Consider the following 25,541-nt stretch of genomic DNA (forward strand, 5'->3'; position numbering starts at 1 on the left):
TGTCGCGCCGTCATGTGTGTATCTGAGACGGGCGACACCTATTCTTAAGATCGATGCATCTTTGCGGAACGCACTACGCTAGCGCTATGCATCAAGCACTGGCGCTTGACCTATGACGCTGGCGCACTATCTTGACTTCTTCCACGCCTTGACATAGCCGCGTCGTGTACTGAACTCCATCGGAACGATTTTCTGCAGTGCCTCGGCCGCACGGTCGACCGTCATCCCAGGGGCGTCGAAATTTTTATCCAGCCACCTGAATGCCTCGTCTCGCATCGCGCGATTCTCAGCGTTTCCTTTGTCGGATGCCGCCCGTGCACGGTCAGACAACTGGGAATCAAGGGCTTTTTTGACCTTTTCTGCAGAATCATTATTGCCCTGAGCAATTAGACCCAAGACGACCAAACTTGTGACTTCCTGACCTTTCAGGAGCGCCGAAATGCGCTCGAACATTTTGAAGAAGTCACCATTGGCCGAAGTCGCAGCGGCGTATAGCTCGCCAGCGAACTTCGCCTGTTTGACAATACTCTGGGCTACAGCCTTCGAGAAGATATGCAGCATGTCGTCGCGAATTTGGTCGGCGTAATCTGCCGGGTATCGGGACTGCCGACTGCGGATCATCTCAAAGAGGGCCTTGTTTGGATCTCCCAGTTTGACTTGCTCTTCGAATAAATCCATCTCCGCCTTTCGAGCGATTTTTTCTTTACTCGACAGCTGAGATTCGTCGATAAATTTGATTCCATCGAACTCATATTTTTTCATTTTTGTGCCTGCTTGTTCATTGGGATAACGGCCCCTGCCTCGATTACTTTGTCGCAGAACGCTGACCAGTCCTCCATCAGCCGCCGGCGCTTCTGAAGCACGTCGGACCGCCAATAGGCCGCCTCGGTCGCGTCGCCCTTGATGTGCGCCAGCGCCACCTCCGCCAGCTCGCGCGGATAGTTCGTGTATTCGCTTGCCCAGTCTCGGAACGTCGAGCGGAAACCGTGCGGCGTGGCCTCCAGCCCTTGGCGCCGCATGATGGCGAGCAGACTCATGTCCGACAGCGCGCGGCCTGAGCGCGGGCTCGGGAACACGAGGCCCATACGCTTCCCTAAGTCGATCGACTTCAGCAGCGCTACGGCGTTTTTCGGCAGCGGCACGCGATGCTCCTTCTTCGCCTTCATCTTTTCCGCAGGGATCGCCCAGACAGCCTTGTCGAGGTCGATTTCGCTCCAGTCCGCGGCGCGCGCCTCGCCAGATCGTGCAGCGGTCAATATCGAGAACTCCAGACACCGTGCGCTGACGCCTTCGATACCGCGCAGGGTTGTCATGAATGCGCCCATCTGCACGATCGGCAGGGCGGGGTGATTGCGCACGCGCTTGGTCTTCTTCGGCGCACTCAGCAGCTTGTCGAGATTGCCGCGCCACGCCGCCGGGTTCACGCCTTCATCACGGAAGCCCTTCACGCGGGCATAGTCGAGAATTGCCTCGATGCGGCCGCGCAGGCGGCTCGCCGTCTCCGTCTTGGCCTGCCAGATGGGTTCGAGGATCTCGAGCACGTGGGCGCGCGTCACATGGCGTACCTGCATCTTGCCGATAATGGGATGGGCGTACTCGGCGAGGGTGTATGTCCACTGGGCGCCGTGCTTCGAGTTGCGCCATTCGACTTCCTTCGCGGCAATGTACCTGTCCGATGTGTCTTTGAACGTCATCTCCAGCGCCTGGCCGGCGCGTAGCTGGCTCGCCGCCTCCTTGCGCTGCATGATGGGATCGATGCCGCGCTTGACGTCCTCGCGCTTTTCCAGCGCCATCGCGCGCGCCTCGGCCACGCCGCGCGTCTTCGAATAAGCGCCTAGGCCGATCTCCCGCCGCTTGCCGGCGATGACCACACGCAAGATCCAGTAACGATCGCTCGGGCTCGTGACGCGCAGATACAGGCCATCGACGCCGCCCACCGGGTACTTGCCGGGTTCGGTGAGTCTGCTGACCGCCAGCGGCCCTAGTTCCTTCGCTTTTCTCGGCATTGCCCTCTCTCATTCGAACTGTCGCGCGGACAGTCCGCCAACCCGTCCACCATAAACCGTCCACCATCCCGTCCACCATAAAATTTACGACTGGATGAGGTTTTTTGCAACGGTCTGAGACAATGAGGAGACGCTCAATACCGCTGAGAGCCTTGTGCGACGGGGGGTTGAGAGATTGCCTGAGACGGCTTGACAGCGGATGAAAAATGAGGGGTGGCGGAGGCGGTGAGATTCGAACTCACGGAAGGATCACTCCTTCGCCGGTTTTCAAGACCGGTGCCTTAAACCGCTCGGCCACACCTCCAGCAAGGCGCGTATTGTAGCGCACTCAAACGCGCTTCGGAACCATCAGCCTTCGAGCGAGCGCGTCGCTTTCAAGGCGGGAAATAGTTGTATCCATAGAAGCGCCACGGCAATCGTTCCGAGTCCGCCGATCAACACCGCCGGCACCGCGCCGAACAAACCCGCCGTCATCCCCGATTCGAATTCGCCGAGCTGATTCGACGTCCCGATGAACAATGAATTGATCGCGCCGACGCGTCCGCGCATCTCATCGGGCGTCTGCAACTGCACGAGCGACATGCGCACGACCACGCTGATCACATCCGATGCGCCCAGCGCCGCGAGCGCCACCAGCGACAAATAAATGTTGCGCGACAAGCCGAACACGATCGTCGCAATGCCGAACGCAATCACACCACCGAAAAGCGCCGTGCCCGCACGCTGCCGCAACGGAAAATGCGCAAGCCAGATCGAGCCGGTAAGCGCACCCACGGCCGGCGCCGCGCGCAAGACACCCAAGCCCCAAGGTCCGGTATGCAGGATGTCGCGCGCGAACACCGGCAAGAGCGCGGTCGCGCCGCCGAGCAGCACCGCGAACAAATCGAGCGACAACGCGCCAAGGATCACCGGCTTCTTGCGGATGAAGGCGATGCCCGAAAACAGCGCCTCGAACGACAGCGGCGCGCGCATGCGGACGGCTTCATCGATCCTGATCGCCGCCACGGCAAACGCCGCGCCGAGAAACGCGACGGCTACCGCGCCATACACCGTCAACGCGCCGAGGCCGTAGAGGAGGCCGCCCATCGCCGGGCCGAGAATCTGCGCCGTCTGATTTGCCGAGGTAGACCACGCCGTCGCGTGCTGCAATTGCGAACGCTGGACGAGATTGGGCAGCAACGCCGCCATCGATGGCGATTCGAACGCGCGCGCCGCGCCCGTGATCGCCGCAATCGCGTAAATGGGCGCAACGCTTTGCCAGCCATGCCACGCGCCCGCGCACAGACAGAGCGCCGCGACGCCCTCGATGCCCTGACAAACCCAAGCGATCGTGCGCCTGTCGTAACGATCCGCCACATGGCCGACGACAAGCGTGAGCACGAACATCGGCAGGAACTGCGCGAGTCCGACGAGCCCGAGCGCGAACGCGCTATGCGTGATCGAATAAACCTGCCATCCGATCGCCACCGACATCATCTGAAATGCCACCGACGACATCACCCGCGCGCTCCAGAAAAGCGCAAACGGACGATGCCGCATCACCGAGTCCGATCCCAACGTGGGCGCGCTCAATTTTGCGAATCCTTCAAGAACAGCTCCTGTAGGTCGTTGAGAAAGCGCTGGCCGAGCTCGGTCGGCGCAATGCGTTCGAAGTCGCGCGTGATGAGTCCGCGCTTCTCCGCTTCGACGAGCGCGGGTTCGATAGCCGACATCGACAAGCCCGTGCGCTCGATGAACGAATGCACCGGAAAGCCTTCGACCAGACGCAGCGTGTTGAGCATGAATTCGAACGGCAAATCGCGCGGTCCGACTTCGCGCTCTTCCTGAATCGCGCTCTGGCCGGGCGAAAGCGCCTGGTCCATGAATGTCGCCGGATGCTTGAAGCGCGCCTGCCGCAAGATTTTTTGCGGAAACGAGAGCTTGGTATGCGCGCCCGCGCCGATTCCAAGGTAATCGCCGAAACGCCAGTAATTCAGGTTATGTTTGCTTTGCCGATGCGGCTTCGCATACGCCGATACTTCGTAATGCTCGTAGCCGGCATCGCGCGTGCGTTCGTGAATCCAGTCCTGCATGTCGGCGGCGGCATCGTCGTCGGGCAGCGCAGGCGGGTATTTCGCGAAGAGCGTGTTCGGCTCCATGGTCAGGTGATACAGCGACAAATGCGGCGGCGCAAAGCCGATCGCGGTGTCGATATCGCGGCGGCATTCGTCGAGCGTCTGCTTCGGCAACGCGAACATCAGATCGAGATTGAAATTGTCGAAGTGTTTCGACGCGATTTCCACGGCTTTGCGCGCCTGCGTTGCATCGTGAATGCGGCCGAGCGCCTTTAGATGCGTTTCGTCGAAACTCTGAATGCCGATCGACAAGCGGTTCACGCCGCTCGCGCGAAACTGCGCAAACTTCGCGGCTTCGAAGGTGCCGGGATTGGCTTCGAGCGTGATCTCGGCGTCGGCGTCGATGGGCAACAAGGCGCGCGCGTCCGAGAGCAGCCGGTCGAGTCCTTTCGCGGACAAAAGGCTCGGCGTGCCGCCGCCGATGAAAATGGTGTGTACCTGCCGTCCCCACACGAGCGGCAGCGCGCTTTCGAGATCGGCACGCAAGGCGTCGAGGTAACGGTCCTCGGGGAACGCATCGCCGTTCCACTCGTGCGAGTTGAAATCGCAATACGGACACTTACGCACGCACCACGGGAAATGCACGTAAAGCGCGAGCGGCGGCAACGACTTGAGCCGGATGCTGCCCGGCGACGTGAATGCCTGCACGACATTGATTGTCTTCGGACCGGAACTCACGCAAGTTCCTTGAGACGTTGCAGCAATTCACGCAGCGCCAACGCCCGATGCGAAAGCGCGTTCTTGCGTGCCGGATCGAGTTCGGCAGCCGTCGCGTTGAGCGTCGGCAAAAAGAAGTGCGGATCGTAGCCGAAGCCATGTGCGCCGCGCGGCGTGTCGATGACTTCTCCGTGCCAGCGGCCTTCGGCGATGAGCGGTTCCGGATCGTTCGCGTAACGCACGAGCACGAGCACGCAGAAGTAATAGGCGCGGCGGTCGGCTTTGTCGGCGAGTTCGGAGACGAGGTGCGCGTTGTTGGCCGCATCGCTTTTCACGCCGCCGCGCATCGAGGCGAAACGCGCCGAATACACGCCGGGCGCGCCGTTCAGCGCGCGTACGCAAAGGCCGGAGTCATCGGCCAAAGCGGGCAGGCCGGTGAGCGTCGCGGCATGGCGCGCCTTGGCCAGCGCGTTTTCGACGAAAGTGGCGTGCGGTTCTTCGGCTTCCGGCACGCCGAGTTCGCCCTGCGCGATCAATTCGATTCCCGCCGCATCCAGCAGCGATGCGAATTCGCGCAGCTTGCCCGCATTGTTCGACGCGAGCACCACGCGTCCGAGTGTTGCCGTATCAGACACCTTCTATCCCCAATGCAGCTTTCTGCTTCGCGATCAGGCCTTTTATGCCGCTGTCCGCGAGGTCGAGCAGCGCGTTCATTTCGTCGCGCGAAAATGGTGCGCCTTCCGCCGTGCCCTGAACTTCGACGAAACCGCCCGCGCCCGTCATCACGACGTTCATGTCGGTGTCGCACTGCGAGTCTTCCTCGTAGTCGAGGTCGAGCACGGGCGCGCCCTGATAGATGCCGACGGAAATGGCCGCGACGAAATCCTTGATCGGCGATTGCGCGATACGGCCATTCGCGACGAGCTTCGTAACGGCATCATGCGCGGCGACGAACGCGCCCGTGATGCTCGCCGTGCGCGTGCCGCCGTCGGCCTGGATGACATCGCAGTCGATATTCAGCGTGCGCGGACCGAGCGCGTTCAGATCGAATACGGAGCGCAGCGCGCGGCCGATCAACCGCTGGATCTCCTGCGTGCGGCCGGTCTGCTTGCCGCGCGCGGCTTCGCGGTCGTTGCGCGTATGCGTGGCGCGCGGCAGCATGCCGTATTCGGCGGTGAGCCAGCCTTGGTCGCGCCCGCGCAGGAATTCCGGCACGCGCTCGGCGATACTCGCCGTGCAGATGACCTTGGTATCGCCGAACTCGACGAGCACCGAGCCTTCCGCATGCTTCGTGTAGTGCCGCGTGATGCGCACGTCGCGCAATTGATTCGCGCGGCGGCCGCCCGGACGCGGAACGGAAGGTTTCAGCAGGGGAGAGTCGGTCATGGATGGGCCAGAGTGGAGTTGAACGCGTAATGAAAGTGCCGGCGCTCGATAAAGACGCGGGAATAACGCGAAAGCGCGGCGTGTGCGCGATTTTATCGTTAATCCAAAGCCGGCGTTGTCGCGCGCGGCAAGCGCCGCGAGGCGTCATATCGGCGGGCGCGGCAGTAAAAATGGGATAATGCCGGTTCCTCGCCCGGCGGCCATACGCGTGCCACCGAAGCGCACCCTCAAGTGCGCCGGGCGCTCGTATCGAAACGGCCTTCGCAACGAAGGCTCACATCGCGAGACGTACCATGATCTACAGCATGACAGGCTATGCCAGCGCGACCCGCGAAGTCGTCGCGGATGGCGCGGGACCCAATGGCGCGGGCGGTTCGGGCGTCGGTGTATCGGTGGAATTGCGCACGGTGAATTCGCGCTTCCTCGATCTGAACTTCCGCATGCCCGAAGACGTGCGCGCAAGCGAGCCGCAATTGCGCGAAATGCTGATGAGCAAGCTTTCGCGCGGCAAGGTGGATATCCGCATCAATTTGAATCGCGTGGAGCAGACGGCCAACGCGGGCGCGCTCAATCGCGAAGCGCTCACGCAACTCGCCGCGCTCGAACGCGCCGTGCTCGACGTGTTTCGCGACTCCGAACGCATGCGCACTGGCGAGATTCTGCGCTGGCCTGGCGTGCTGAAGGAGAGCTCGGTGTCGCAAGACACGTTGCGCGAAGCCGTGCTCGCGTGCGGCAAGCAGGCAATCGCCGATCTCATCGACGTGCGCGCGCGTGAAGGCGCGGCGCTGGGCGCGGTGCTCATCAACAACGTGACGGAGATGGAAGCCATCGTCGCGCGCATCATGCCGCTCGTGCCGGAATTGATCGCGAAGCATCAGCAGAAGATCGTCGAACGCTTGCAAGACGCGCTCGGCATTGCGACGAACGACGGCGCCACATCGGCGAGCGTGCCGCGCGAGGAAATTGCCGAGCGCATTCGCCAGGAAGTGACGATGTACGGTATTCGTATCGATATCGCCGAGGAATTGCAGCGCCTTACCGCGCATCTGACCGAAACGCGCCACGTGTTGCAAAAGGGCGGCAAGGTCGGCAAGCGCCTCGACTTTATGATGCAGGAGCTCAATCGCGAAGCAAACACGCTCGGCTCGAAGGCCGCGGCGAAGGAACTCGCGGATGCATCGATGACGCTGAAACTGCTCATCGAACAAATGCGCGAGCAAGTACAGAATCTGGAGTAACGCAACATCATGCCGAACAACACGCACCGCTCGCACAGCAACTACACGGGCATTTATCCGGGCAACCTGTTCATGGTCGTCGCGCCTTCGGGTGCGGGCAAGTCCACGCTCGTGAACGCGCTGCTTGCACAGGACGAAGCTATCCGCCTGTCCGTTTCCTATACGACGCGCGACCCGCGCCCGAAGGAAAGCAACGGCGTGCAGTATCACTTCGTTTCCGTCGATGAATTCATGGAACGCCACAAGGCAGGCGAATTCCTCGAAAGCGCCGAAGTGCACGGCAACTACTACGCGACCTCGAAGGTGTGGATCGAGGATCAGATGCGTAACGGCAACGACGTGCTGCTCGAAATCGACTGGCAGGGTGCGCAGCAGGTGAAGAAGCAGTTCCGCAATGCGGTCGAGATTTTTATTCTGCCGCCTTCGCTGGACGCGCTCGAAGACCGTCTGAAAAAACGCGGCCAGGACTCGGAGAAAGTGATCGTGCGGCGTCTGCTTGCGGCCGGCAGCGAAATGGCGCATGCATCGGAAGCGGAGTACGTCGTGATCAACGAGAACTTCGATCGCGCGCTCGCCGAGTTGCAGTGTCTCGTCAAGGCGACGCGGCTGCGCTTCACCTCGCAATACGCGCGTCATACGGAGCTATTCGTGGAGCTCGGCATTCACTCCGCGCAGGCGCAATGACGCGAAGTAGTGGCCGGGTCATGCCGGTCACATAAGGTAGAATAAAGTACATATCGAGAAGGAAACAAACATGGCCCGCATCACCGTCGAAGACTGCCTGAAACAAATTCCTAACCGCTTCGAGCTCGCGCTTGCAGCGACCTATCGCGCGCGTCAGCTCGCACAAGGCCATACGCCGAAGATCGAAAGCCGCGACAAGCCTACGGTCGTTGCGCTGCGCGAAATCGCGGCCGGCCAGGTCGGCGTCGAAATGTTGAAGAAGGTGCCGGTTTAATTGCCTTCGTAACAGCCCGTGTGATCCTCATCACGGGCGCTGTTTTTTGCATGGCGTTTCAACTCTCCTAACCGGACGACATTGCGCGTCACTTACCCACGGAGGCGAACATGAGTCAAGCACCGTTGCCCGTCTCCGCCTCCGTGGAACCCGACATCGAAATCGATCAGGATTCGGTGCTCGACGCGGACAAGCCCCAAGCGGCGCGCAGATATATCGATGCGGTCCTCGAACAGTCGTTTCGCCATCTGTTCGGGCCCACCGCCACGCCGGAACAGCCGCGCAAGCACGACGTCGTTTCCATCGCGAAACTGACGAACACGCTTGCAGGCTATCTTTCGCCGGAAGAGATCAAGGAAGTCAAGTCGGCTTTCCATTTCAGCGACGAAGCGCATCTCGGGCAGTATCGTCAAAGCGGCGAGCCCTACATCACGCACCCGGTTGCCGTTGCGGAAATCTGCGCGGGCTGGAAGCTTGATGCGCAATCGATCATGGCGGCGCTGCTGCATGACGTGATCGAGGATCAGGGCGTCACCAAGACGGAGATCGCGGAGCGCTTCGGCGCGAAGGTCGCCGAACTGGTCGACGGCTTGTCGAAGCTCGACAAGATGGAATTTCGCAATCGCGAGGAAGCGCAGGCGGAAAACTTCCGCAAGATGCTGCTGGCCATGGCGCGCGATGTCCGCGTCATCCTCGTCAAGTTGTCGGACCGGCTGCACAACATGCGCACGCTCGGCGCGGTGCCGTCGGAAAAGCGCCGTCGCGTCGCGCGTGAGACGCTCGACATCTACGCGCCCATTGCGCATCGGCTGGGTCTGAACAATACGTATCGCGAGCTGCAGGATTTGAGCTTTGCGAACTTCAATCCAACCCGTTACGCCACGCTCGAAAAAGCGGTGAAGGCGGCGCGCGGCAACCGGCGCGAAGTGGTCGGCAAGATTCTCGAAGCCGTTCAGCGCACCATCGCGGACGCCAAGATCAGCGCCGAAGTCACCGGCCGCGAAAAGACGATCTTCAGCATCTACAAGAAGATGCGCGACAAGCAGTTGTCGTTCTCGCAAGTGCTCGATGTTTACGGTTTTCGCGTGGTCGTGGAAAGCGCGCTCGAATGCTATACGTGCATCGGGGCGCTGCATGCGCTCTATAAGCCGGTGCCGGGCAAGTTCAAGGACTACATCGCCATTCCGAAGGTCAATGGCTATCAGTCGTTGCATACCACGCTGGTCGGTCCGTTCGGCGCGCCCATCGAGTTCCAGATTCGCACGCGCAAGATGCACGAGATCGCCGAGGCGGGCGTTGCGGCGCACTGGCTCTACAAGAACGGCGGTGCCGACCTCAACGACGTGCAAAAGCGCGCGCATCAATGGCTCAAGTCGCTGCTCGACATTCAGAGCGAAGCAGGCGATTCGAGCGAGTTCCTCGAACACGTCAAGATCGACCTGTTCCCGGACGCCGTCTACGTTTTCACGCCGAAGTCGAAGATCATGCCGCTGCCGCGCGGCGCGACCGCACTCGACTTCGCGTATTCGATCCATAGCGACCTCGGCAATCAGTGCGTCGCGGTGAAGATCAACAACGAATTGCTGCCGCTGCGCACGGAGTTGAAGAGCGGCGATATCGTCGAAGTCATTACCGCGCCGTACTCCAAGCCGAATCCCGCGTGGCTCGGCTTCGTGCGCACGGGTAAGGCTCGCTCGGCCATTCGTCACTATCTGAAGACAATGCGCCTGAACGAGTCCGTGCAGCTGGGCGAACGTCTCGTCGATCAAAGCCTCAAGGGCTACGGTCTGGCGCTTTCGGATGTCACGCCGGAAGTCTGGGAAAAGCTCGTGCAATGGACGGGCAACAAGACGCGTCAGGAAATTTTCGCGGATATCGGTCTTGGAAGGCGCGTGGCGGCGGTCATGGCCAAGCGCATCGAAGTGCTGATGAACGGCCGCGACGACGACGATCACTCGCCGCGCGATCACGTCAATACGAATACGGCGCCGCCAGTTGTCATCACGGGCACGGAAGGCATGTCGGTGCAGCTTTCCGCGTGCTGCCGCCCGATTCCCGGCGACGACATCATGGGCTATATCGGCATCGGGCTCGGCATGGCCATTCATACGACCGAATGTCGCGTGGCGCAGCGGATTCATCGGCGCGATCCGGGCCGCTGGATCGACGTCGCGTGGGCGCCGCAGCCGGGACGTTTGTTCGATGTCGCGGTGAAGGTGCTCGTCAGAAACACGAAGGGCGTTTTTGCGCGTGTCGCGGCGGACATTACGTCGGCGGATGCCAACATCGTCCATATCGCCATGGATGAAGACGTCTCGCAGGAAGCCAAGATGCTGCGCTTCGTCATCCAGGTCAGCGACCGCGTGCATCTCGCCAACGTAATGCGGCGTGTGCGGACCAATCCGGACGTCATGCGTATCGCGCGCGAGCGGCCTAGCGACGAGCCGCATCATCGCAATCAGGAAGGCGGCATGCGCATCGACCGCGAACGCGCCGACTATTGATCCACGGCGCGGGCACATCGCGTGCATGCCTGTACGACTACAGGAGAAGCGCCACATGCAAACATCCGATCTCGACGGCCACGCACTCGACTACTGGGTAGCGCGCGGGCTGCACGACTTCATTCGCGAAATCCACTTCACCGACAGCGGACAGACGCTCTCCATTCGCGGCAACGATCGCGGCCGGCCTTGGGACGGTCGCTTTCTGCCATCGACTTCGTGGGAAGCCGCTTCGGTCGTTCTCGAGCGCGCGTGCCGGCTCGAAATGAGCGATCACGGACGCGGCGAGGTGGTCTGCAGCGTGAGCTTCGGCAAGGACGCGGACACGATGGAAGGGCGCGGACCGTCGCTGCGCGTGGCGCTTCTGCGTGCGTTCGTGCGTCACTCTTTCGGCGATACCGTGGACGACGAATTCCCGCATCGCTCGCAAATGCTGATGGGCGAGCGAGCCGAGGCGATTGGCGAGCCGAGCGCGGTGGCATCGGTTGAAGATTTGCCGATACCGGACGAGCGTATAGGCGATATCGGCTCGTTGCCGCGGCAGTAGAGTAACTAGCGACGAGGCAAACAAAAAGGGCCTTCCGTGTGGAAGGCCCTTCGAAAGGTGGTGCGGCTGGCAGGATTCGAACCCACGACCCCTTGGTTCGTAGCCAAGTACTCTATCCAACTGAGCTACAGCCGCACGCAAAACGGTACTGCTTCAAACGGTACTGCTTGTTTATTACATGCGCTTTTGGTTAAGCGCTTGATGCTGTTTTCCGTCCGAAGGCGGGAAACCTGAATTAAGTGGTGCGGCTGGCAGGATTCGAACCCACGACCCCTTGGTTCGTAGCCAAGTACTCTATCCAACTGAGCTACAGCCGCACGCAGAAGCGGAATTATAGCCAAGCCTGTTTGAAAAAGGAAGGGGCGTTGACCAAATTATCGCTTTAGATGCGTCCTCCACGCTCAACGCGCGTGGTAAGTTGTTGGTTTGGGGGCGGAGAAGCCCCGGAAATTCGAACTTGGTCTGTGCGATGAACAAGGCATTTGTCAAAGAGTCGGACGAAAGTGACGACGATCTCGAACTCGGTCAGCCGGACATTCCGGCGGGGACCAAGAACTACATCACGCCAGCGGGCCACAAGCGCCTGCGCGACGAGTTGTTGCAATTGCTCGATACCGAGCGCCCCGAAGTGGTCAGGCTCGTGTCGTGGGCGGCGTCAAATGGCGACCGCTCGGAGAATGGCGATTACATCTACGGCAAGCGTCGGCTGCGAGAAATCGACCGGCGTATCCGCTTTCTCGGCAAGCGTCTCGATCTCGCGGAAGTGGTGGACAGCAGCAGGCAGGAGAACGTCGACCAGGTGTTCTTCGGTGCGACCGTCGACTATTCCGGCGACGACGGCGAGGTGCATACGGTGACGATCGTCGGCGTGGACGAGGTTGACCTGGACGTCGGTCACGTGAGTTGGATCTCGCCGGTGGCGCGCGCGCTGCTCAAGGCGAAGATCGGCGATACGGTGCCGTTGCATACGCCCGCAGGCGTGCAGCAGATCGACATCCTCGACGTGCGCTATCCGCGCTAAAAGTCCTGAAGGCGCTCTGGTGCCCGAAACGTTGGACGAAAAAAAGGCCGCTCCGAAGAGCGGCCTTTTTCATACTGATGAAACCAGTCCAGCTTAGAAGCGGTGACGCAGACCAACCGTTGCCGAGACTTGGTTCGGCGTCGACGAAACGCCTACGCCGTTGATCGTCGCGCCCAGACCCGTGCCATCCAGATCCGAAACGTGTTGGTATTCGCCTTGCAGATAAACGTCCGTACGCTTGGACAGCGCGTACGCCGTTTGCAGGTCGACTTGGTGGAACTTCGGCTTCACGCCATCGATGCGGCTGTCGGTGTACGTGTAGTTCGCTGCGAGCGACAAAGCCGGCGTCAGGTTGTAACGGCCGTTGACTTCGTAGTTCGTGAAGCGAACGTGGCCGTCCGTCAAACCAACCAGGCCAGCGCCTTGCGAACCCGTGTTGCTGATGGCCGTTGCGTTGTCCAGCATCGTCTGCGTGAACACGAAGCCAACCGTTGCCGGGCCGAAAGCGTAGTTCACGCCGCCGCCGAAGATGCGTTGACGGCCAGCTACGAACGGGTTGTCGCCGCTGATTGCGCCACCGGTGTTCAGCGAACCGGCGTTGTTCAGTTGCATGTACGCGCCAGCAATGTTTAACGGGCCGTAGTTGTACGATGCGCCGACGCTGTATTGACGGTTGTCCGAGAAACCGCCTGCTTCGTTCGAGAAGCCATACTGCGCGCCAAGCTTGAAGCCGGCGTAGTTCGCGCTCGTGTACTTGACCGAGTTGTTCACGCGGAACGTGTTGTCGAGGTTGTCGTTGTCGAACGGGTGGGCGAACTGCGTGCCGCCGTATTGCGTGCCCGTCAGAGCCAGAGGCCCGAGGAAGTCGACCACGGAGTCATATTGACGACCGAGCGTGACCGTGCCGAACTGTTCGCTCGACAGACCAACGTACGCTTGACGGCCGAATTCGCGGCCACCCTGGCCCAGCGTGCCGTTAGCGATGTTGAAGCCGTTTTCCAACGTGAAGATTGCTTTCAGGCCACCGCCGAGGTCCTCAGCGCCGCGCAAGCCCCAACGGCTGCCGTTCACCGAACCGCTGGTTTCCTTGAAGTTGCTGTGGCCGTTCTGATTGTTCGTGTAGGTGATGCCTGCATCGATCAAGCCGTACAGCGTGACGCTGCTTTGGGCGTGAGCTGCAGTGGCGAAGACACCCGAGAGGGCTGCGACGATGAGAGTCTTTTTCATCTTTGTAACTCCGAGAGCAGATTGGGCCCTAGACCCAGGCTTTGAGGAAACCTCGTTCCGGCGCGCTGCGAGAGGCGCTGTCGGAGGAGTCATGCGTCACGAAGAGACACATGTGTTTCCGGACCAGACGAAGTGTAAAGACGGCGTTACAAGCGGGGCGTTCCAATTTCCGCAATAAATCATTCTTCTAACAGCAATGATCAATGAACCGCTTATTCTTCTTTTAATACAACGCTTTAAGCGCGAATAAAGTCGTAAGGGCGGAAGTGTCAACCAACTCGCGTTGCGCAAGCGCTACATATAAGTTGGCGCAAAGCAACAGGCGTTCTCTGAAAATACGGATTGTTGAGCCAAGTGAAACAGAAGATTGCTTGTTTCGAGGGTAATTATTGCTGCAGCCGTGGCTATACTGAGGGCTCTGCTTTCCGAAGCAGACTTTTTCGTTGACGGAAAAGATCTCCAAACTTTGTCAGCGCGATCTTCGGGTCGCGCTTTTTTTTGCTTGAAACTTCGCGAACTCACGGGCCGCAATCTAGGCCGTGGCTTTCTCCTCTTCCCGCTCGACGACGTCCGCGCCGAGCGGCACTGCCCAATCCTCCATCACGTAGCGGCGGGCGTCCATGGGCGATGCGAGCAGGTTTTGCCAATGATCGCCGTGCCAGGAAGGATCGATTTGGAGCAAGCCGGCCGATGACGTTTCCGGCGCAATGGTCGGAGCGAATGCCAGTTTTAGCCAAAGCGCGATACGCTTGAATTGGATTATCACCGCGTCCTCCTTTACAAGTTAGTTTCGATAATCCTTAATTTCATAGAATTGGGCAAGACGAGTAAACACTTACGATTTTAATAAATCGGTTACGGGCGCGGTAATTTTTCCACTTAATAAATGCGTCTGCCTGTCGCTTGAGATAACGATGACGGAAAGCAATAATCGGGATGGTCTGAATTACAGATTAGTTAATGTGCAACAGCGATCGCCGTATTATCTTCCGGGCTCGATAACGATTATCGACCTCGGACTTGTGAGACCGGAGATTCGCAGGATGCGCTCCATCGCGGTAGCTCGCGGCGCGTCCATCGCCGGTCGACGGCCCGCTGGAGCGGCCTCTGGCGCGTATGGACGGTGTCCAAGCGACCATGACCAAAATCTATAAATAATCAGGGTTATCCGCCATTGTGTCAAAACTCGTGTTCAACGTTGTCGCCGCAAAAAATTCTAATTGCGACGACTCAAGCGTCGTAGATCGTAAATCCGGGTAATCACGTAAACCGACAAGATATTCCCTTAACCAGAATTACTTACCGATTACCGCGGCAGCTCGGCGACCAAAGCCCCGGTCACCCCGCTGCGTTAGAATGGGCAATCTCGTCCCATCGCTTACTCCCGCGAATCCCGCAATCTCCCGCCGTCCGATAATGCATTTCGATCCACCCGCCGAATTCAAGCTTCCCACCGATCCCATCGTCTTCGTCGATCTCGAGACGACGGGCGGCACGTTCGGCATCGATCGCATCACGGAGATCGGCATCGTCGAGGTCGGGCCAAGCGGCGTGTCGCAGTGGACCACGCTCGTCAACCCGCAGAAGCCGATTCCTGGCTTCATCCAGCAATTGACGGGCATCACCGATGCCATGGTGCGCGACGCGCCCACCTTCGAAGCGCTCGCGCAAGACCTGTTCGAACGCATGAACGGGCGGCTTTTCATCGCGCACAACGCCCACTTCGATCACAGTTTCCTGAAGGGCGAATTCCGGCGGCTCGACCTGCGCTTTACGCCGGATGTGCTGTGCACCGTGCAACTTTCGCGCGCCGTGTATCCCGCCGAAAGCCGCCACGGACTCGATGCGCTCGTCGAGCGTCACGCGCTCGTGCCGTCCGCGCGTCACCGTGCACTCGCCGATGCGGATCTGCTTTGGCAGTTCTGGCAGCATCTGCATCGCTCGCACGCGGCCGATTTACTGAGCGCGCACGTCGAACGCGTGACGCGGCGCTTTCAGATCGCGGCTCATATCGATGAAGACACGATCGAGCGCATGCCAGTTGGCTGTGGCGTCTACGTCTTTCGCGGCGACGACGATGCCCCGCTATATGTCGGCCGAAGCGTGCGCTTGCGTCAACGTGTGCGCTCGCATCTGGTTGGGCCACGCCGTTCCGCGAAGGATTTGCGGTTGTCCGCGCTCGTGCGGCGCGTCGAGTGGCGCGCGACCGGTGGAGAAATCGGTGCGTTGCTTGCCGAAGCGCAACTGGTGGCGGCACTGCGGCCGGCGCATAACCGCGTGCCAAAGGCGCGTACCGGCGACATGCGTGGCGCGCCGTGGCCCTATGCGGGTCCAATCGCAATCGAAGAACGCGATCCGGCGATGGCCGAACGCGTCTGGCATGTCATCGACCGATGGCAATATCTCGGTTCGGCTCGGAGTATCGTCGACGCGCGCGCCTTGTCGGTGATTGCTTCGGCACCCGTCTTCGAACTCGCTACCTATCGCATCCTCGGCGAGCGCCTCGCGCGCGGACTGGGGTTCGTCGCACTCGAATGCGCGCCAGCAGCTGTCGGGAATCGGGTCACCAGCTAGCCAACCGCGCCCACGCCGCCCGCCGCGCACACATGCGACAACGCGTGTGAGAGCGGATCGTTCATCGACGAGTCATAGCGCGTCAGATGCTTCCAGCGCGCCACGCTTTGTGCAAGACGCAGCGGACAATCGTCGGCTTGACGTAGCGGTTCGACGCGCGCGAGCGCGGTCATGAGCGACTGCGTCAGGCGATCGAGCTTCGGGCGCGTGTCATGCGCGAGATCGGGTGGCGTGCCTTCTGGCGCAGCCTTCGCCGCGCGCCAGTTGGCGAAGAGCGCGTTCTGCACGTCCTTGCTGGCATCGATCTGATCGCGAAAGAACTGGCGCGCGAACGCGGGATCGACCTGCGCGGCGCTGGCTTTGTCTTCGACTTGCTTCAGGAGCGCGGCTTCGCGCGGTTCATCGGTGATCGGTTCGTGACGCGCCCACTTCCAGCGCGCGACGGGTTCGGCAAGCGCAAGCCGTTGCGAGACGAGAGCAATGAGATTGGTGAAGGCGGTGTCGTCGCCATCGGCGCTAACGGGCGCCGACAACGTCAAGAGCAGAGCGGCGACGCCAGTCACCGCGAGCACGCGAGATGAAGCGAGGAGAGAAGTCAAAGATCGGCTGCGCATGGGCTCGATGCAAAAGTGCCAGCATAACGCACCGCTGTGAGAGTTCATCCCGGATAGGCGAGTCTTGCCGCACGACTCCCGGCTGCCGTCAAAAGGATAAGGCGCGACTTCGCCTGGCTTCTGCCATGAAGAGACCGTGAGGTCCGTGCGCGCCGGGCGTCGTTTTCACGACGACGGCGTGACGATCCAGCCCGCCCGCCTATTTCGAGCCGGTCGAGTTGCGCTGTTCGTCGAAGAACGCGCGAACATGCTCGGGCAACTCGGTGGCGAGAAATTCGACGGCAACCGGGTCCGGGTCCGGACTGTTCACTTTGTCGGGGGTCGGGATTTTCGTCGGTCTGGCGTCCATGATGCTCTCCTCTGTGTCGACAACGATTACTTACTAGCCATTCCGCGACGCAAGCCCGTTTCATGGCTTTTACAGCGCCGCATGCGGCCTTGCGAATTCATTACTGCGTTCTGTGTGAATGCGTTATCGGTACGCCGGCAGTCCGACTTGAGCGATTTATCCAGTACGAACGGTTTTAAATAAGCATGCGGTCACGAATTACCGAATTTAAAAATCTTCCAACGCAAAAATTACTTAAAAGCCAGATAATCGGTAGCTCCGGAAGCCGCGCCCAGCTTGGCTCGGCGACCGTGAGGTCATCGCGCACTAATAGTTTAGCGATTCCTCTATGGATATAACGATACCGGGAAACCAGCGTTGACGCTCGATTGTGCGCAGCGGAAAATAGCTCGTTGTTGTACGAAAGCGCACATAAAGAATCAATCATCGAAGTGTCACGCCCGAATGTGAAATCGGTGTGGTGATTTCGCTGTTATTACGCAAGCGTGTCGGATCGAAACCGCACTGTTGTAATCGCACACTGAAAGCGTCTTCATGGCGTCACGCGAATCAGCTTGCGCTGCCGAATAGCTGCGCCACGACGGATCGCAGCCAGCGGTTTCCTGCTTCGTGGTGATATCGCGCATGCCAGTGCTGACGCACGGCAAATCGATCGACGGGAAAAGGGCACGGGTGAACGGCGACGTCGTTGACTCGCGCCAGCGTCTCGCCGATATTGCGCGGCAGCGTGGCGATGAGGTCGGTGGTCTTGATGATCGATCCGAGGCCGAGAAAGCCCGGCAGTTCGAGCACGACATCGCGCTCGATATGCTCGCGTAGCAGCGCCTGCTCAAGCAACTGCGCGCCCGTGCCGGCTGCGATCGCCACATGTCCCTCGGCGCAATACTGCTTTCGGCTGAGCTTCGCGCGCAGCCTCGGGTGGCTGCGGTTGGTCAGGCATACCCAATCCTGCATATATAACTGCTGCTGGTAGATTCCTCCGCCAAGCCAGGGCACATGTCCGATCGCCAGATCCGCCTCGCCGGATTCCAGGGCGCGTTCCGTGTTGCCGTCGATTCGCGCCGCATCGAGACGCACGCCGGGCGCCTGCGCGCGCACATGCGCCAGCATCCGCGGGAGCAGCGTGATGTGACTGGCGTCGGTCATGCAGATTCGAAACCGCCGCTTGGCGGTCGATGGATCGAACGCAATTTCCCATGCAGCGAAGCGTCGCAGCGATTCGAGAATCTCCCGGCATGGACCGATCAGCGCGTCGGCCTGCGGCGTGGGCGCCATGCCGCTCGGCGTACGAATGAAAAGCGGGTCTTGCAGATGCGTTCGCAAGCGTCCGAGCCAGATGCTGATGGTCGGCTGGCTTTGTCCGAGCTGCTCTGCGACGCGCGTCACGCTGCGCACGTCGTAGAGCAAATCGAAGAGTTGCAGCAGCTTGAGGTCGGGAAGTTCGATCGGTTCCATCGGCCTATTGTCACGGAACAAGCCGCGCGAGTGATATTGCCAAACGCAATGTGGTCATTGAATTCATTGCATTGCCGATATGACCCGTGAGCCGTATCTTGGTCGCAGATCAGGGGGACGGCTGTGAAAATCGCGATTCTGGGTGCCGGTGCGCTCGGCTGCGCCATCGGTGCGGCGCTGACCGAAGGCGGCAACGAAGTGTGGTTGCTGAACCGCTCCGCCGCGCACGTGGACGCCATGCGCCGCGACGGCCTGCTCGTCGACGACGCCACCGGCTCGCGTCGCGTCACAGTGCGCGCCACGACGCAAGCCGCCGATGCCGGCGCGGCCGATCTCATCATCGTGCTGGTCAGATCTTTTCATACCGATGCCGCCATGCGCGGCGCGCTCGAACTGATCGGTCCCGAAACGGTGGTGCTTTCGCTGCAGAACGGTCTCGGGCATGAAGACGTGCTGGCGGGAATCGTCGGACGCGAACGCGTGCTGGCCGGCAAGACATACGTTGGCGGCGTCATGCGTGGCGCGGGGCATATCGAGTCGGGCGTGGCCGGCAAGGCGACCATCGTGGGCGAACTCGACGGCCGCGTTACCGCGCGCGTCGCGGCCATCGCCGACACCTTCAACGCGTCCGGGCTCGCCACGACGGTCAGCGACAACATCCTCGGGACGATGTGGGACAAGCTCCTCGTCAACGTCGCCACCGGCGCGCTCACGGGCATCACGGGCCTGACTTACGGCCAGTTCTATGAAGACGCGCATCTCAAGGCCACGTCTCTCGCGGCGGTTGCCGAAGCGATGGCCGTGGCGAAAGCGGCGGGCGTCGCGCTCTCCGTCACCGATCCCGAACGGCCGTGGATTCTCGCGGGCGAAGGGCTCTCGCCCGCCTTCAAGACGTCGATGCTGCAAAGCCTGGAAAAAGGCTCCGCTACCGAGATCGATTTCATCAACGGCGCGGTCGTGCGCTGGGGCGAGCGGCACGGCGTGCCGACTCCCGTCAACGCGACGCTCGTCGCCTGCATCAAGGGCATCGAGCGGGCCATGACCGACCGAAAAGAATAAGGAGACAACCGCATGAACGGCAGCAAGGCGTATCTGGAACACGTCGCCATCTGGGTGAAGGACATCCACTGGCACATCCGTTTTTTCGAGGACGTGCTCGGCATGACTATGCGCGAAGTCGACGGCACGATCGACGAACCGCGCCAGTACTGGACGCTCGGCGGACTGCAGTTCATCCACAAGCCGGACCATGACGCGCCCGAAGGCCGGCTCGGCCATTTGGGCGTGATGTGCGAGGACCTGGAAGCGGCGCTTCGAGCCGCGCAGCGCCACGAAGTCAATGAAATGCCGCAGGGACGCAACTGGATTCGCCTGCCGGACGGCCTTGCCGTCGAGCTGATTCAGGCCAAGCCCGCGTCGTGCGTGGCACGGGCGCTTTCCATCGATCCGCGTTCGGAGGCATGAGATGACGATTGTCGATAAATACTGGGACGACGCCCACGAAGGCGACGAGTGCACGAGCCCGACCTACACGGTCACGAAAGCGCGCATCCTCGCTTACGCCGACCTCACGGGTGACCACACGCCGGTCCACGTCGATGAGGACTACGCCAACGCGAGCCACTTCGGTTCGATCGTCGCGCATGGACTCTTCGGCTTGTCCATCGCGGACGGCCTCAAGACGCAGAGCGACTACCGCTTCCTGCCGGGCATGTCGCTTGGCTGGACGTGGGACTTCAACCTGCCGATCAAGGTCGACGACGTGCTGCACGTGAGGTTTCGCATCGGCTCGATGCGTGCCAGCAAGAGCCGTCCGGACTGGGGCATCGTCATCTTGCCGTCGGAGTTGATCAATCAGCACGGGCAGGTCGTCCAGCATGGCGAGCATCGTCTGATGGTGCCGCGCCGACCGGGAGCAAAGTAATGCAGGCACGTCCTCTGGAAGGCATGCGCGTCGTCGATTACAGCCACTTTCTGGCCGGTCCCTATGTCGGACGCTGTCTCGCGGCGCTCGGCGCGGAAGTCATCAAGGTCGAACGTCCGGTCAGCGGCGATGCGGGCCGGCAGCATGCAACCGTGCTCGACGACGAACAAAGCGCCTACTTCCTGCAACTCAACATGGGCAAGCGCGGCGTCAGCGTCAACATGCGCGATGCGCGCGGCAAGGAATTCATGCAGCGCCTGTGCGACTCGGCGGATGTGTTCGTCGAGAACTACCGGCCGGGCGCGCTCAAGAAGCTCGGCCTCGGTTACGAAGAGCTGTCCGCGCGCAATCCGGGTCTCGTCTATTGCTCGATCTCGGCGTACGGCCACACGGGACCGGACGCGCATCGCGCGGGCTTCGGGCTGATCGCGGAAGCGAAGAGCGGCATCATGCAGATGATCGGCAATCCCGGCGAGCCGCCGCCCCTGATGCGTATCTCGCTCGGCGACATGTACACCGGCATTCACGCGGTCGCGGCGATCAATGCGGCGCTGCTCGGCCGCGTGAAGAGCGGGCGCGGGCAGCATATCGACATGGCGCTCTACGACACGCTCGTGTCGATGCACGAATACGCGGTCCAGTGCTACACGATGCAAGGCGTCGTGCCCGAGCAAACCGGTCATGACATGCCGACATCGACGCTCTATGGCGTGTTTCGCGCCGCCGACGGCGACCTCGTGATCGCGGCGCAAGTGGACGATGCATGGAAGCGCTTCGCCGCGCTGCTCGAAGCGCACGGCGCACCGGCGGGCTTCGGCGCCGACGCGCGCTTTCACACGCTCAACGGGCGCAATGCGAATCGGCTCGACATTCTCGCGGTGGTCAAGCCCTGGGTCGCATCGCGGCCCGTTGCCGACGTGCTTGCGTTGCTCGACAGCATCGACGTGCCGTGCGCGAAGGTGCAGCGGATCGACGAAGTGCTCGCGGACCCGCAGATCATCGCGCGTGGCATGGTGATCGAGCAGGAGCATCCGCGCTTCGGCACGCTGCGTCTGCCGAACCTGCCGTTCCGGTTCTCCGATTGCGATACGACCATTCGCGAAGTCGGGCCGGACCTCGGTCAGCACAACGCGGAAGTCGCGCAGTCGCTGGGGTTCGACGCGGCGGAGATCGACGCCATGCAGACCGACGGCGTGCTGTATTCGAAAGCGAGGCCGCGATGAGCGATCGGTACGCGGTGATCGGCAACCCGATCGGCCACACGAAATCTCCTTTGATCCACGGCCTGTTCGCGGAAGAAACGCGGCAGGACATGCGCTATACGGCAATCGAAGGACCGCTCGAACCGCACGACGCCTTTGCCGATACGGTGCGCGCGTTCATCGCGGACGGTGGCAAGGGCATGAACGTGACCGCGCCGTTCAAGCTCAAGGCGTTTGCCATGGCCGATGAACGCAGCGAGCGCGCAACCCTTGCGGGCGCTGCCAACGCGATGAGCTTCGAAGACGGCAAGGTCGTCGTCGAGAACTTCGATGGCGTCGGCCTGGTGCGCGACATCGAGATGAATCTCGGTTTGCCAATGGCCGGCAAACGCGTGCTTCTGCTCGGCGCGGGCGGCGCGGTGCGCGGGGCGCTGCTGCCGTTTCTCGATGCGCGGCCCGCCGAACTCGTCATTGCGAACCGAACCGTGCCGAAAGCCGAAGCGCTGGTGCGCGAAGTCGGCGCGCAAGCGTCGTTGACGGCCTGCGGATACGACGCGCTCGAAGCCATGGGCGGCTTCGATCTCGTGGTCAACGCGACCTCCGCGAGTCTCACGGGTGACTTGCCGCCCGTGCCGCCAAGCGTGTTCGATCCCGACGGCGCTGCCTACGAACTCGTCTACGGCAAACGGTTGACCCCGTTCCTTCGGCTCGCGCGCAATGCCGGCGTAAGGGAAATAGCCGATGGCGTCGGCATGCTGGTGGAACAGGCAGCGGAAGCCTTCGAATGGTGGCGCGGCGTGCGTCCGCGGACGCGCGCGGTAATCGATCGGCTCACCGTTCCGCTCGACTGACGAGGCATCCATGACACCCGAAACGGTTCGATTTTGCCGCTACGAAGTCGAAGGCCCGCTCCTCATCTTGACGATCGATCGTCCCGAGGTGCTCAACGCGCTGCATCCGCAGGCGCATCGGGAACTGGCCGAAGCGTTCGATCGATACGCCGCCGATGCTTCATTGCGCGTCGCCATCGTGACCGGTGCGGGCGAGCGCGCATTCTGCGTCGGCACCGACCTCAAGGCGCTGGCGGCGAGTGGCGACCATACGAAGCCCGCGACGGGTTTCGCGGGCATCACGCATCGCTTCGATCTTTACAAGCCATTGATCGCGGCGGTGAACGGCCTGTGTCTCGGCGGCGGCATGGAGATTCTCGCGGCATGCGACCTGGGTGTCGCCGCCGATCACGCGCAATTCGGTTTGCCCGAGCCGCGCGTCGGACTGGCCGCGCTGGGCGGCGGTCTCTTGCAGCGCTTGCCAAGGCAGATCGGCATGAAGGACGCAATGGGCCTCGTGTTGACCGGCAATCGCATCTCGGCGGATGAGGCGCGCCGCATCGGTCTGCTCAATGAAGTCGTGCCGGCGGCTGAACTGATGAAGCGCGCGCGCGCCCTGGCAGAAGACATTCTCGCGTGCGCGCCGCTGGCCGTTCAGGCATCCAAGCAAGTGATGCTGCAAAGCCTTGCGCAAGCGAATCTCGCCGCGACCCTGCACGAAGACTATCCGCTCGCGCGGCGCATGCTCGATAGCGACGACGCCCGCGAAGGACCGAAGGCGTTTGCCGAGAAGCGCAAGCCGAACTGGACCGGACAGTGAAGCGCCGCGTTCTAAGCGGTGCTTGCGTAGGAAAACCGGAAGAGCGCGCGGTCGCAATCCGCCGCCGATACTCCGAGCGCGTCTTGCATGGCCGCCGCGCCGCATTCCAGCGCATTGCGTGTCAATGCGCCCGCGAAAAGCAGATGACCGAAGCCGCCCGTATCCTCCGTTCCACGCATGCGCTTTTCCTCGGTCTGCCGGCCGCTGAGCGCTTCGTGGACGCGGCCGAGCCGCACGCGCGTGAGCGCATGTGCGTCGCGAAGCTCGCGAATGGTGTCGCCGATATCGACGCCTTGCTCGAGATCGAAGCGCATGCACCATTGAAAAGGCGCCAGGCCGCCGCCCACATCCACGAGCGTCTCGCACAACGCGCGCTGAACATTCCGGTAATGCGGCATCAGCTTGCGGGTCCACTCGGTCGGTGCGTCGAGTCTCGCGAGATAGTCCGGCGATTCGAGATCGCGCGCGGAATCGACGTCGATCACGCACAGATAGCGCGGCCCGTCGCCACTGATACGTTCCCATCGCTCCGCATGCCGGAAGCCGGGCAGGGCGAGCCGTTCTGGCAGATGCTCGAACGAATGCCAGCGCAGATATTCATCGACCGTGTCCGCGTCCACGTCGTGGCGGATAACGACCATGGCCTGCGTGCGCGTCGTCATGAGCGTTCCCCGTGGAAGAAGTCGTCGAAACACGAGCATGCGCGCGTCATTGCCGTAATGCAATTACCGATTGAAATACCTTTCCAAAATCGATACGCTTTCTAAGAACATAGACGGCTGCATCAGACGGCTGCATCGAGCGAACTGGCATCGGAGAGAGACACATGGCTTTCATCAGATACGCCGCAATCGGCTGCAGCGGCATGGGACGACGACATCTGCACGGTCTCGCGCAACTGAAGCGCAGCGGACTTGCGAACATCGAGCTTGCGGCCGTCTGCGATCTCAACGCCGAGAGCGCGCGCAGCATGGCCGACGAAGCCGCCGCGCTCTTCGGCGCGCGGCCCGCCGTGTACGCGGACATTGGCCAAATGGCGCGCGAGAATCCGGAGATCGTCGCCGCCGATATCGCCACGGACGCCGGCTCGCACATGAGCGTCGCGTTGCAGTGCTTCGCGGCCGGCCTTCACGTGCTGTGCGAAAAGCCGCTCGGCATCACGGTGTCAGAGTGCCGCAGGATCGTGAATGCGGCGAGGGATGCCGGGCGCGTGCTCTCGGTCGCGGAAAATTTCCGGCGCGATCCGATCAACCGGCTCGTGAAGGCGCTGCTCGACGATGGCGCCATCGGCACGCCGCGCCTGATGCTGGAAACGAGTATCGGCGGGCGCGATGTGATGGTGCAGACGCCGTGGCGGCATCAAAAGCCATCGGGCATGGTGGTACTCGATTCGGGCGTGCACAACGCGGACATCATCCGCTTCTACATGGGCGGCGTGGCGAGCGTCTACGGCGAAAGCCGGCTGCACGAGAAGACGCGCCGCGTGGCCGCGCGCGCAGGCGGTTCGGCATCCGAGACGGACAAGTGGTGGCGCGCGCCGGGCGGCATGCCAACGGAATTCGAAGCGAGCGGCGACGACGCCACGTATTCGCAACTGCGCTTTACTTCGGGCGCCATCGGCCAGTGGGTGAACGATCGCGCGGGACATGGCGAGCATCGCGAGAGCCGCGTCATTCACGGCTCGAAAGGCTCCATCGTGGCGCCGGGCGACCGCAATGGCCGTCCTGTCACGCTTCATCTCGACGATGGCTCCGTCATCGCCGATGCGCGCGTTCTCGAGCACGCGCCGAGCTATCGCCTGGGGCCAGTTGCTGCCGCGCTTTTCGGCGATGCGCGTCCGTGGACCTATTCGTTTGCCTTCGACGAAGTGGACCAGCGCATTCTCGCGCTTCAGCTTCACGAACTCGCCGATTGTGTGATGCACGGCAAAGCGCCCGAAGTGACCGGCGAGGAAGCGCTTGCCGATGTCGCGCTCGCGTATGCGCCGATCGAATCGGGCAGGCTCGGCCGCAGCGTGAGCCTCGCCGAAGTGATCGATGGCGAGGCCGCACCCTATCAGGCGGAAATCGACGAGATGCGCCGCCGGTCCTGACACGTCGACTTCGGGAGCGAAGT

26 protein-coding genes and 3 tRNA genes are annotated in these 25,541 nt (G+C 61.6%); 14 read left to right on the forward strand and 15 right to left on the reverse strand.

All coding sequences use genetic code 11. The features are described 5' to 3' along the window. Positions 1-126: 126 nt before the first annotated feature. The 7 genes from QCE79_RS03530 to rph all read right to left on the reverse strand — a co-directional run bounded on the left by QCE79_RS03530 (position 127) and on the right by rph (position 6,163). Positions 127-762 (reverse strand): hypothetical protein, encoded by a 636-nt coding sequence (locus QCE79_RS03530; protein WP_309841916.1) that lies wholly within the window; start codon positions 760-762, stop codon positions 127-129. Further along, a complete protein-coding gene (locus tag QCE79_RS03535) occupies positions 759-2,006 on the reverse strand; it encodes a phage integrase central domain-containing protein (protein WP_309841918.1) in 1,248 nt (415 codons plus the stop codon). Before QCE79_RS03535 ends, QCE79_RS03530 begins: the two co-directional genes overlap by 4 nt. Positions 2,007-2,220: 214 nt before the next feature. Continuing rightward, positions 2,221-2,310: transfer RNA gene (locus tag QCE79_RS03540), tRNA-Ser, on the reverse strand. Between the two features lie 44 nt (positions 2,311-2,354). Continuing rightward, entirely contained in the window at positions 2,355-3,545 is a 1,191-nt protein-coding gene (locus QCE79_RS03545) for an MFS transporter (RefSeq protein WP_309845155.1), read from the reverse strand. Between the two features lie 29 nt (positions 3,546-3,574). Further along, entirely contained in the window at positions 3,575-4,798 is a 1,224-nt protein-coding gene (gene hemW / locus QCE79_RS03550; RefSeq protein WP_309841921.1) for a radical SAM family heme chaperone HemW, read from the reverse strand. Beyond that, on the reverse strand, positions 4,795-5,412 hold the full coding sequence (rdgB, locus tag QCE79_RS03555) for an RdgB/HAM1 family non-canonical purine NTP pyrophosphatase (protein ID WP_309841922.1): 618 nt from the start codon (positions 5,410-5,412) through the stop codon (positions 4,795-4,797). Before rdgB ends, hemW begins: the two co-directional genes overlap by 4 nt. Next, positions 5,405-6,163: a ribonuclease PH gene (gene rph / locus QCE79_RS03560; protein ID WP_244827351.1), complete on the reverse strand. Its 759-nt coding sequence runs from the start codon at positions 6,161-6,163 to the stop codon at positions 5,405-5,407. Before rph ends, rdgB begins: the two co-directional genes overlap by 8 nt. 293 nt (positions 6,164-6,456) lie before the next feature. Here rph and QCE79_RS03565 point away from each other — a divergent pair, with 293 nt between their 5' ends. The 5 genes from QCE79_RS03565 to QCE79_RS03585 all read left to right on the forward strand — a co-directional run bounded on the left by QCE79_RS03565 (position 6,457) and on the right by QCE79_RS03585 (position 11,410). After that, positions 6,457-7,401: a YicC/YloC family endoribonuclease gene (locus tag QCE79_RS03565; protein ID WP_309841925.1), complete on the forward strand. Its 945-nt coding sequence runs from the start codon at positions 6,457-6,459 to the stop codon at positions 7,399-7,401. A 9-nt stretch (positions 7,402-7,410) separates the two neighbouring features. Continuing rightward, positions 7,411-8,085 carry a guanylate kinase gene (gene gmk, locus QCE79_RS03570; RefSeq protein WP_244827353.1) on the forward strand — a complete coding sequence of 225 codons (675 nt, stop codon included), beginning with the start codon at positions 7,411-7,413 and terminating at the stop codon, positions 8,083-8,085. Positions 8,086-8,155: 70 nt separating this feature from the next. After that, positions 8,156-8,359 carry a DNA-directed RNA polymerase subunit omega gene (gene rpoZ / locus QCE79_RS03575; RefSeq protein WP_006025620.1) on the forward strand — a complete coding sequence of 68 codons (204 nt, stop codon included), beginning with the start codon at positions 8,156-8,158 and terminating at the stop codon, positions 8,357-8,359. Between the two features lie 110 nt (positions 8,360-8,469). Continuing rightward, entirely contained in the window at positions 8,470-10,863 is a 2,394-nt protein-coding gene (locus tag QCE79_RS03580) for a bifunctional (p)ppGpp synthetase/guanosine-3',5'-bis(diphosphate) 3'-pyrophosphohydrolase (protein ID WP_250463796.1), read from the forward strand. A gap of 55 nt (positions 10,864-10,918) precedes the next feature. Continuing rightward, positions 10,919-11,410 carry a phage protein NinX family protein gene (locus QCE79_RS03585; protein ID WP_309841928.1) on the forward strand — a complete coding sequence of 164 codons (492 nt, stop codon included), beginning with the start codon at positions 10,919-10,921 and terminating at the stop codon, positions 11,408-11,410. Between the two features lie 58 nt (positions 11,411-11,468). On the opposite strand, the gene QCE79_RS03590 is transcribed toward QCE79_RS03585, so the two are convergent. After that, positions 11,469-11,545: transfer RNA gene (locus tag QCE79_RS03590), tRNA-Arg, on the reverse strand. 105 nt (positions 11,546-11,650) lie between these two features. Continuing rightward, positions 11,651-11,727 (reverse strand) — tRNA-Arg (locus QCE79_RS03595). 152 nt (positions 11,728-11,879) lie between these two features. Between QCE79_RS03595 and greB the strand changes: the two genes are divergently transcribed. Continuing rightward, the gene (greB, locus tag QCE79_RS03600) at positions 11,880-12,431 is read left to right on the forward strand and encodes a transcription elongation factor GreB (RefSeq protein ID WP_244827356.1); all 552 of its coding nucleotides are present in this window, start codon (positions 11,880-11,882) and stop codon (positions 12,429-12,431) included. A gap of 93 nt (positions 12,432-12,524) precedes the next feature. Here greB and QCE79_RS03605 read toward each other — a convergent pair whose 3' ends face one another. Both QCE79_RS03605 and QCE79_RS03610 read right to left on the reverse strand, forming a co-directional pair. Beyond that, positions 12,525-13,658 carry a porin gene (locus QCE79_RS03605; RefSeq protein ID WP_244827357.1) on the reverse strand — a complete coding sequence of 378 codons (1,134 nt, stop codon included), beginning with the start codon at positions 13,656-13,658 and terminating at the stop codon, positions 12,525-12,527. Between the two features lie 532 nt (positions 13,659-14,190). Then, positions 14,191-14,385, reverse strand: a complete 195-nt coding sequence (locus tag QCE79_RS03610) for a hypothetical protein (RefSeq protein ID WP_309845158.1) — start codon at positions 14,383-14,385, stop codon at positions 14,191-14,193. 689 nt (positions 14,386-15,074) lie between these two features. Here QCE79_RS03610 and QCE79_RS03615 point away from each other — a divergent pair. Continuing rightward, positions 15,075-16,232 carry an exonuclease domain-containing protein gene (locus QCE79_RS03615; protein WP_309841931.1) on the forward strand — a complete coding sequence of 386 codons (1,158 nt, stop codon included), beginning with the start codon at positions 15,075-15,077 and terminating at the stop codon, positions 16,230-16,232. Here QCE79_RS03615 and QCE79_RS03620 read toward each other — a convergent pair. The 3 genes from QCE79_RS03620 to QCE79_RS03630 form a co-directional block, all read right to left on the reverse strand. Further along, positions 16,229-16,846 (reverse strand): chorismate mutase, encoded by a 618-nt coding sequence (locus QCE79_RS03620; protein ID WP_309841932.1) that lies wholly within the window; start codon positions 16,844-16,846, stop codon positions 16,229-16,231. The genes QCE79_RS03615 and QCE79_RS03620 overlap by 4 nt on opposite strands. Positions 16,847-17,045: 199 nt before the next feature. Then, positions 17,046-17,195: a hypothetical protein gene (locus tag QCE79_RS03625; protein WP_244827361.1), complete on the reverse strand. Its 150-nt coding sequence runs from the start codon at positions 17,193-17,195 to the stop codon at positions 17,046-17,048. Between the two features lie 549 nt (positions 17,196-17,744). Beyond that, a complete protein-coding gene (locus QCE79_RS03630) occupies positions 17,745-18,650 on the reverse strand; it encodes a LysR family transcriptional regulator (RefSeq protein WP_250463810.1) in 906 nt (301 codons plus the stop codon). A gap of 123 nt (positions 18,651-18,773) precedes the next feature. Here QCE79_RS03630 and QCE79_RS03635 point away from each other — a divergent pair, with 123 nt between their 5' ends. Genes QCE79_RS03635 through QCE79_RS03660 form a run of 6 tightly spaced genes read left to right on the forward strand, consistent with a single transcriptional unit; the run spans position 18,774 to position 23,426 of the window. Beyond that, entirely contained in the window at positions 18,774-19,709 is a 936-nt protein-coding gene (locus QCE79_RS03635; RefSeq protein WP_309841934.1) for a ketopantoate reductase family protein, read from the forward strand. Positions 19,710-19,721: 12 nt separating this feature from the next. Beyond that, positions 19,722-20,114 (forward strand): VOC family protein, encoded by a 393-nt coding sequence (locus QCE79_RS03640; RefSeq protein ID WP_309841936.1) that lies wholly within the window; start codon positions 19,722-19,724, stop codon positions 20,112-20,114. 1 nt (position 20,115) lies between these two features. Beyond that, positions 20,116-20,574: a MaoC family dehydratase gene (locus tag QCE79_RS03645; protein ID WP_250463818.1), complete on the forward strand. Its 459-nt coding sequence runs from the start codon at positions 20,116-20,118 to the stop codon at positions 20,572-20,574. Further along, positions 20,574-21,797, forward strand: a complete 1,224-nt coding sequence (locus QCE79_RS03650) for a CaiB/BaiF CoA-transferase family protein (protein WP_250508710.1) — start codon at positions 20,574-20,576, stop codon at positions 21,795-21,797. Before QCE79_RS03645 ends, QCE79_RS03650 begins: the two co-directional genes overlap by 1 nt. Next, positions 21,794-22,627, forward strand: a complete 834-nt coding sequence (aroE, locus tag QCE79_RS03655; protein ID WP_309841939.1) for a shikimate dehydrogenase — start codon at positions 21,794-21,796, stop codon at positions 22,625-22,627. The genes QCE79_RS03650 and aroE overlap by 4 nt, the downstream gene beginning before the upstream one ends. 10 nt (positions 22,628-22,637) lie before the next feature. Then, entirely contained in the window at positions 22,638-23,426 is a 789-nt protein-coding gene (locus QCE79_RS03660; protein WP_309841941.1) for an enoyl-CoA hydratase-related protein, read from the forward strand. A gap of 11 nt (positions 23,427-23,437) precedes the next feature. On the opposite strand, the gene QCE79_RS03665 is transcribed toward QCE79_RS03660, so the two are convergent. Further along, positions 23,438-24,088, reverse strand: a complete 651-nt coding sequence (locus QCE79_RS03665) for a DUF4286 family protein (protein WP_309841943.1) — start codon at positions 24,086-24,088, stop codon at positions 23,438-23,440. 164 nt (positions 24,089-24,252) lie between these two features. Between QCE79_RS03665 and QCE79_RS03670 the strand changes: the two genes are divergently transcribed. Further along, positions 24,253-25,518, forward strand: a complete 1,266-nt coding sequence (locus QCE79_RS03670) for a Gfo/Idh/MocA family oxidoreductase (protein WP_309841945.1) — start codon at positions 24,253-24,255, stop codon at positions 25,516-25,518. The last annotated feature ends 23 nt before the right edge of the window (positions 25,519-25,541 follow it).

It is taken from the genome of Caballeronia sp. LZ003 (assembly GCF_031451465.1).
In the GTDB taxonomy this organism is placed as follows: Bacteria; Pseudomonadota; Gammaproteobacteria; order Burkholderiales; family Burkholderiaceae; genus Caballeronia.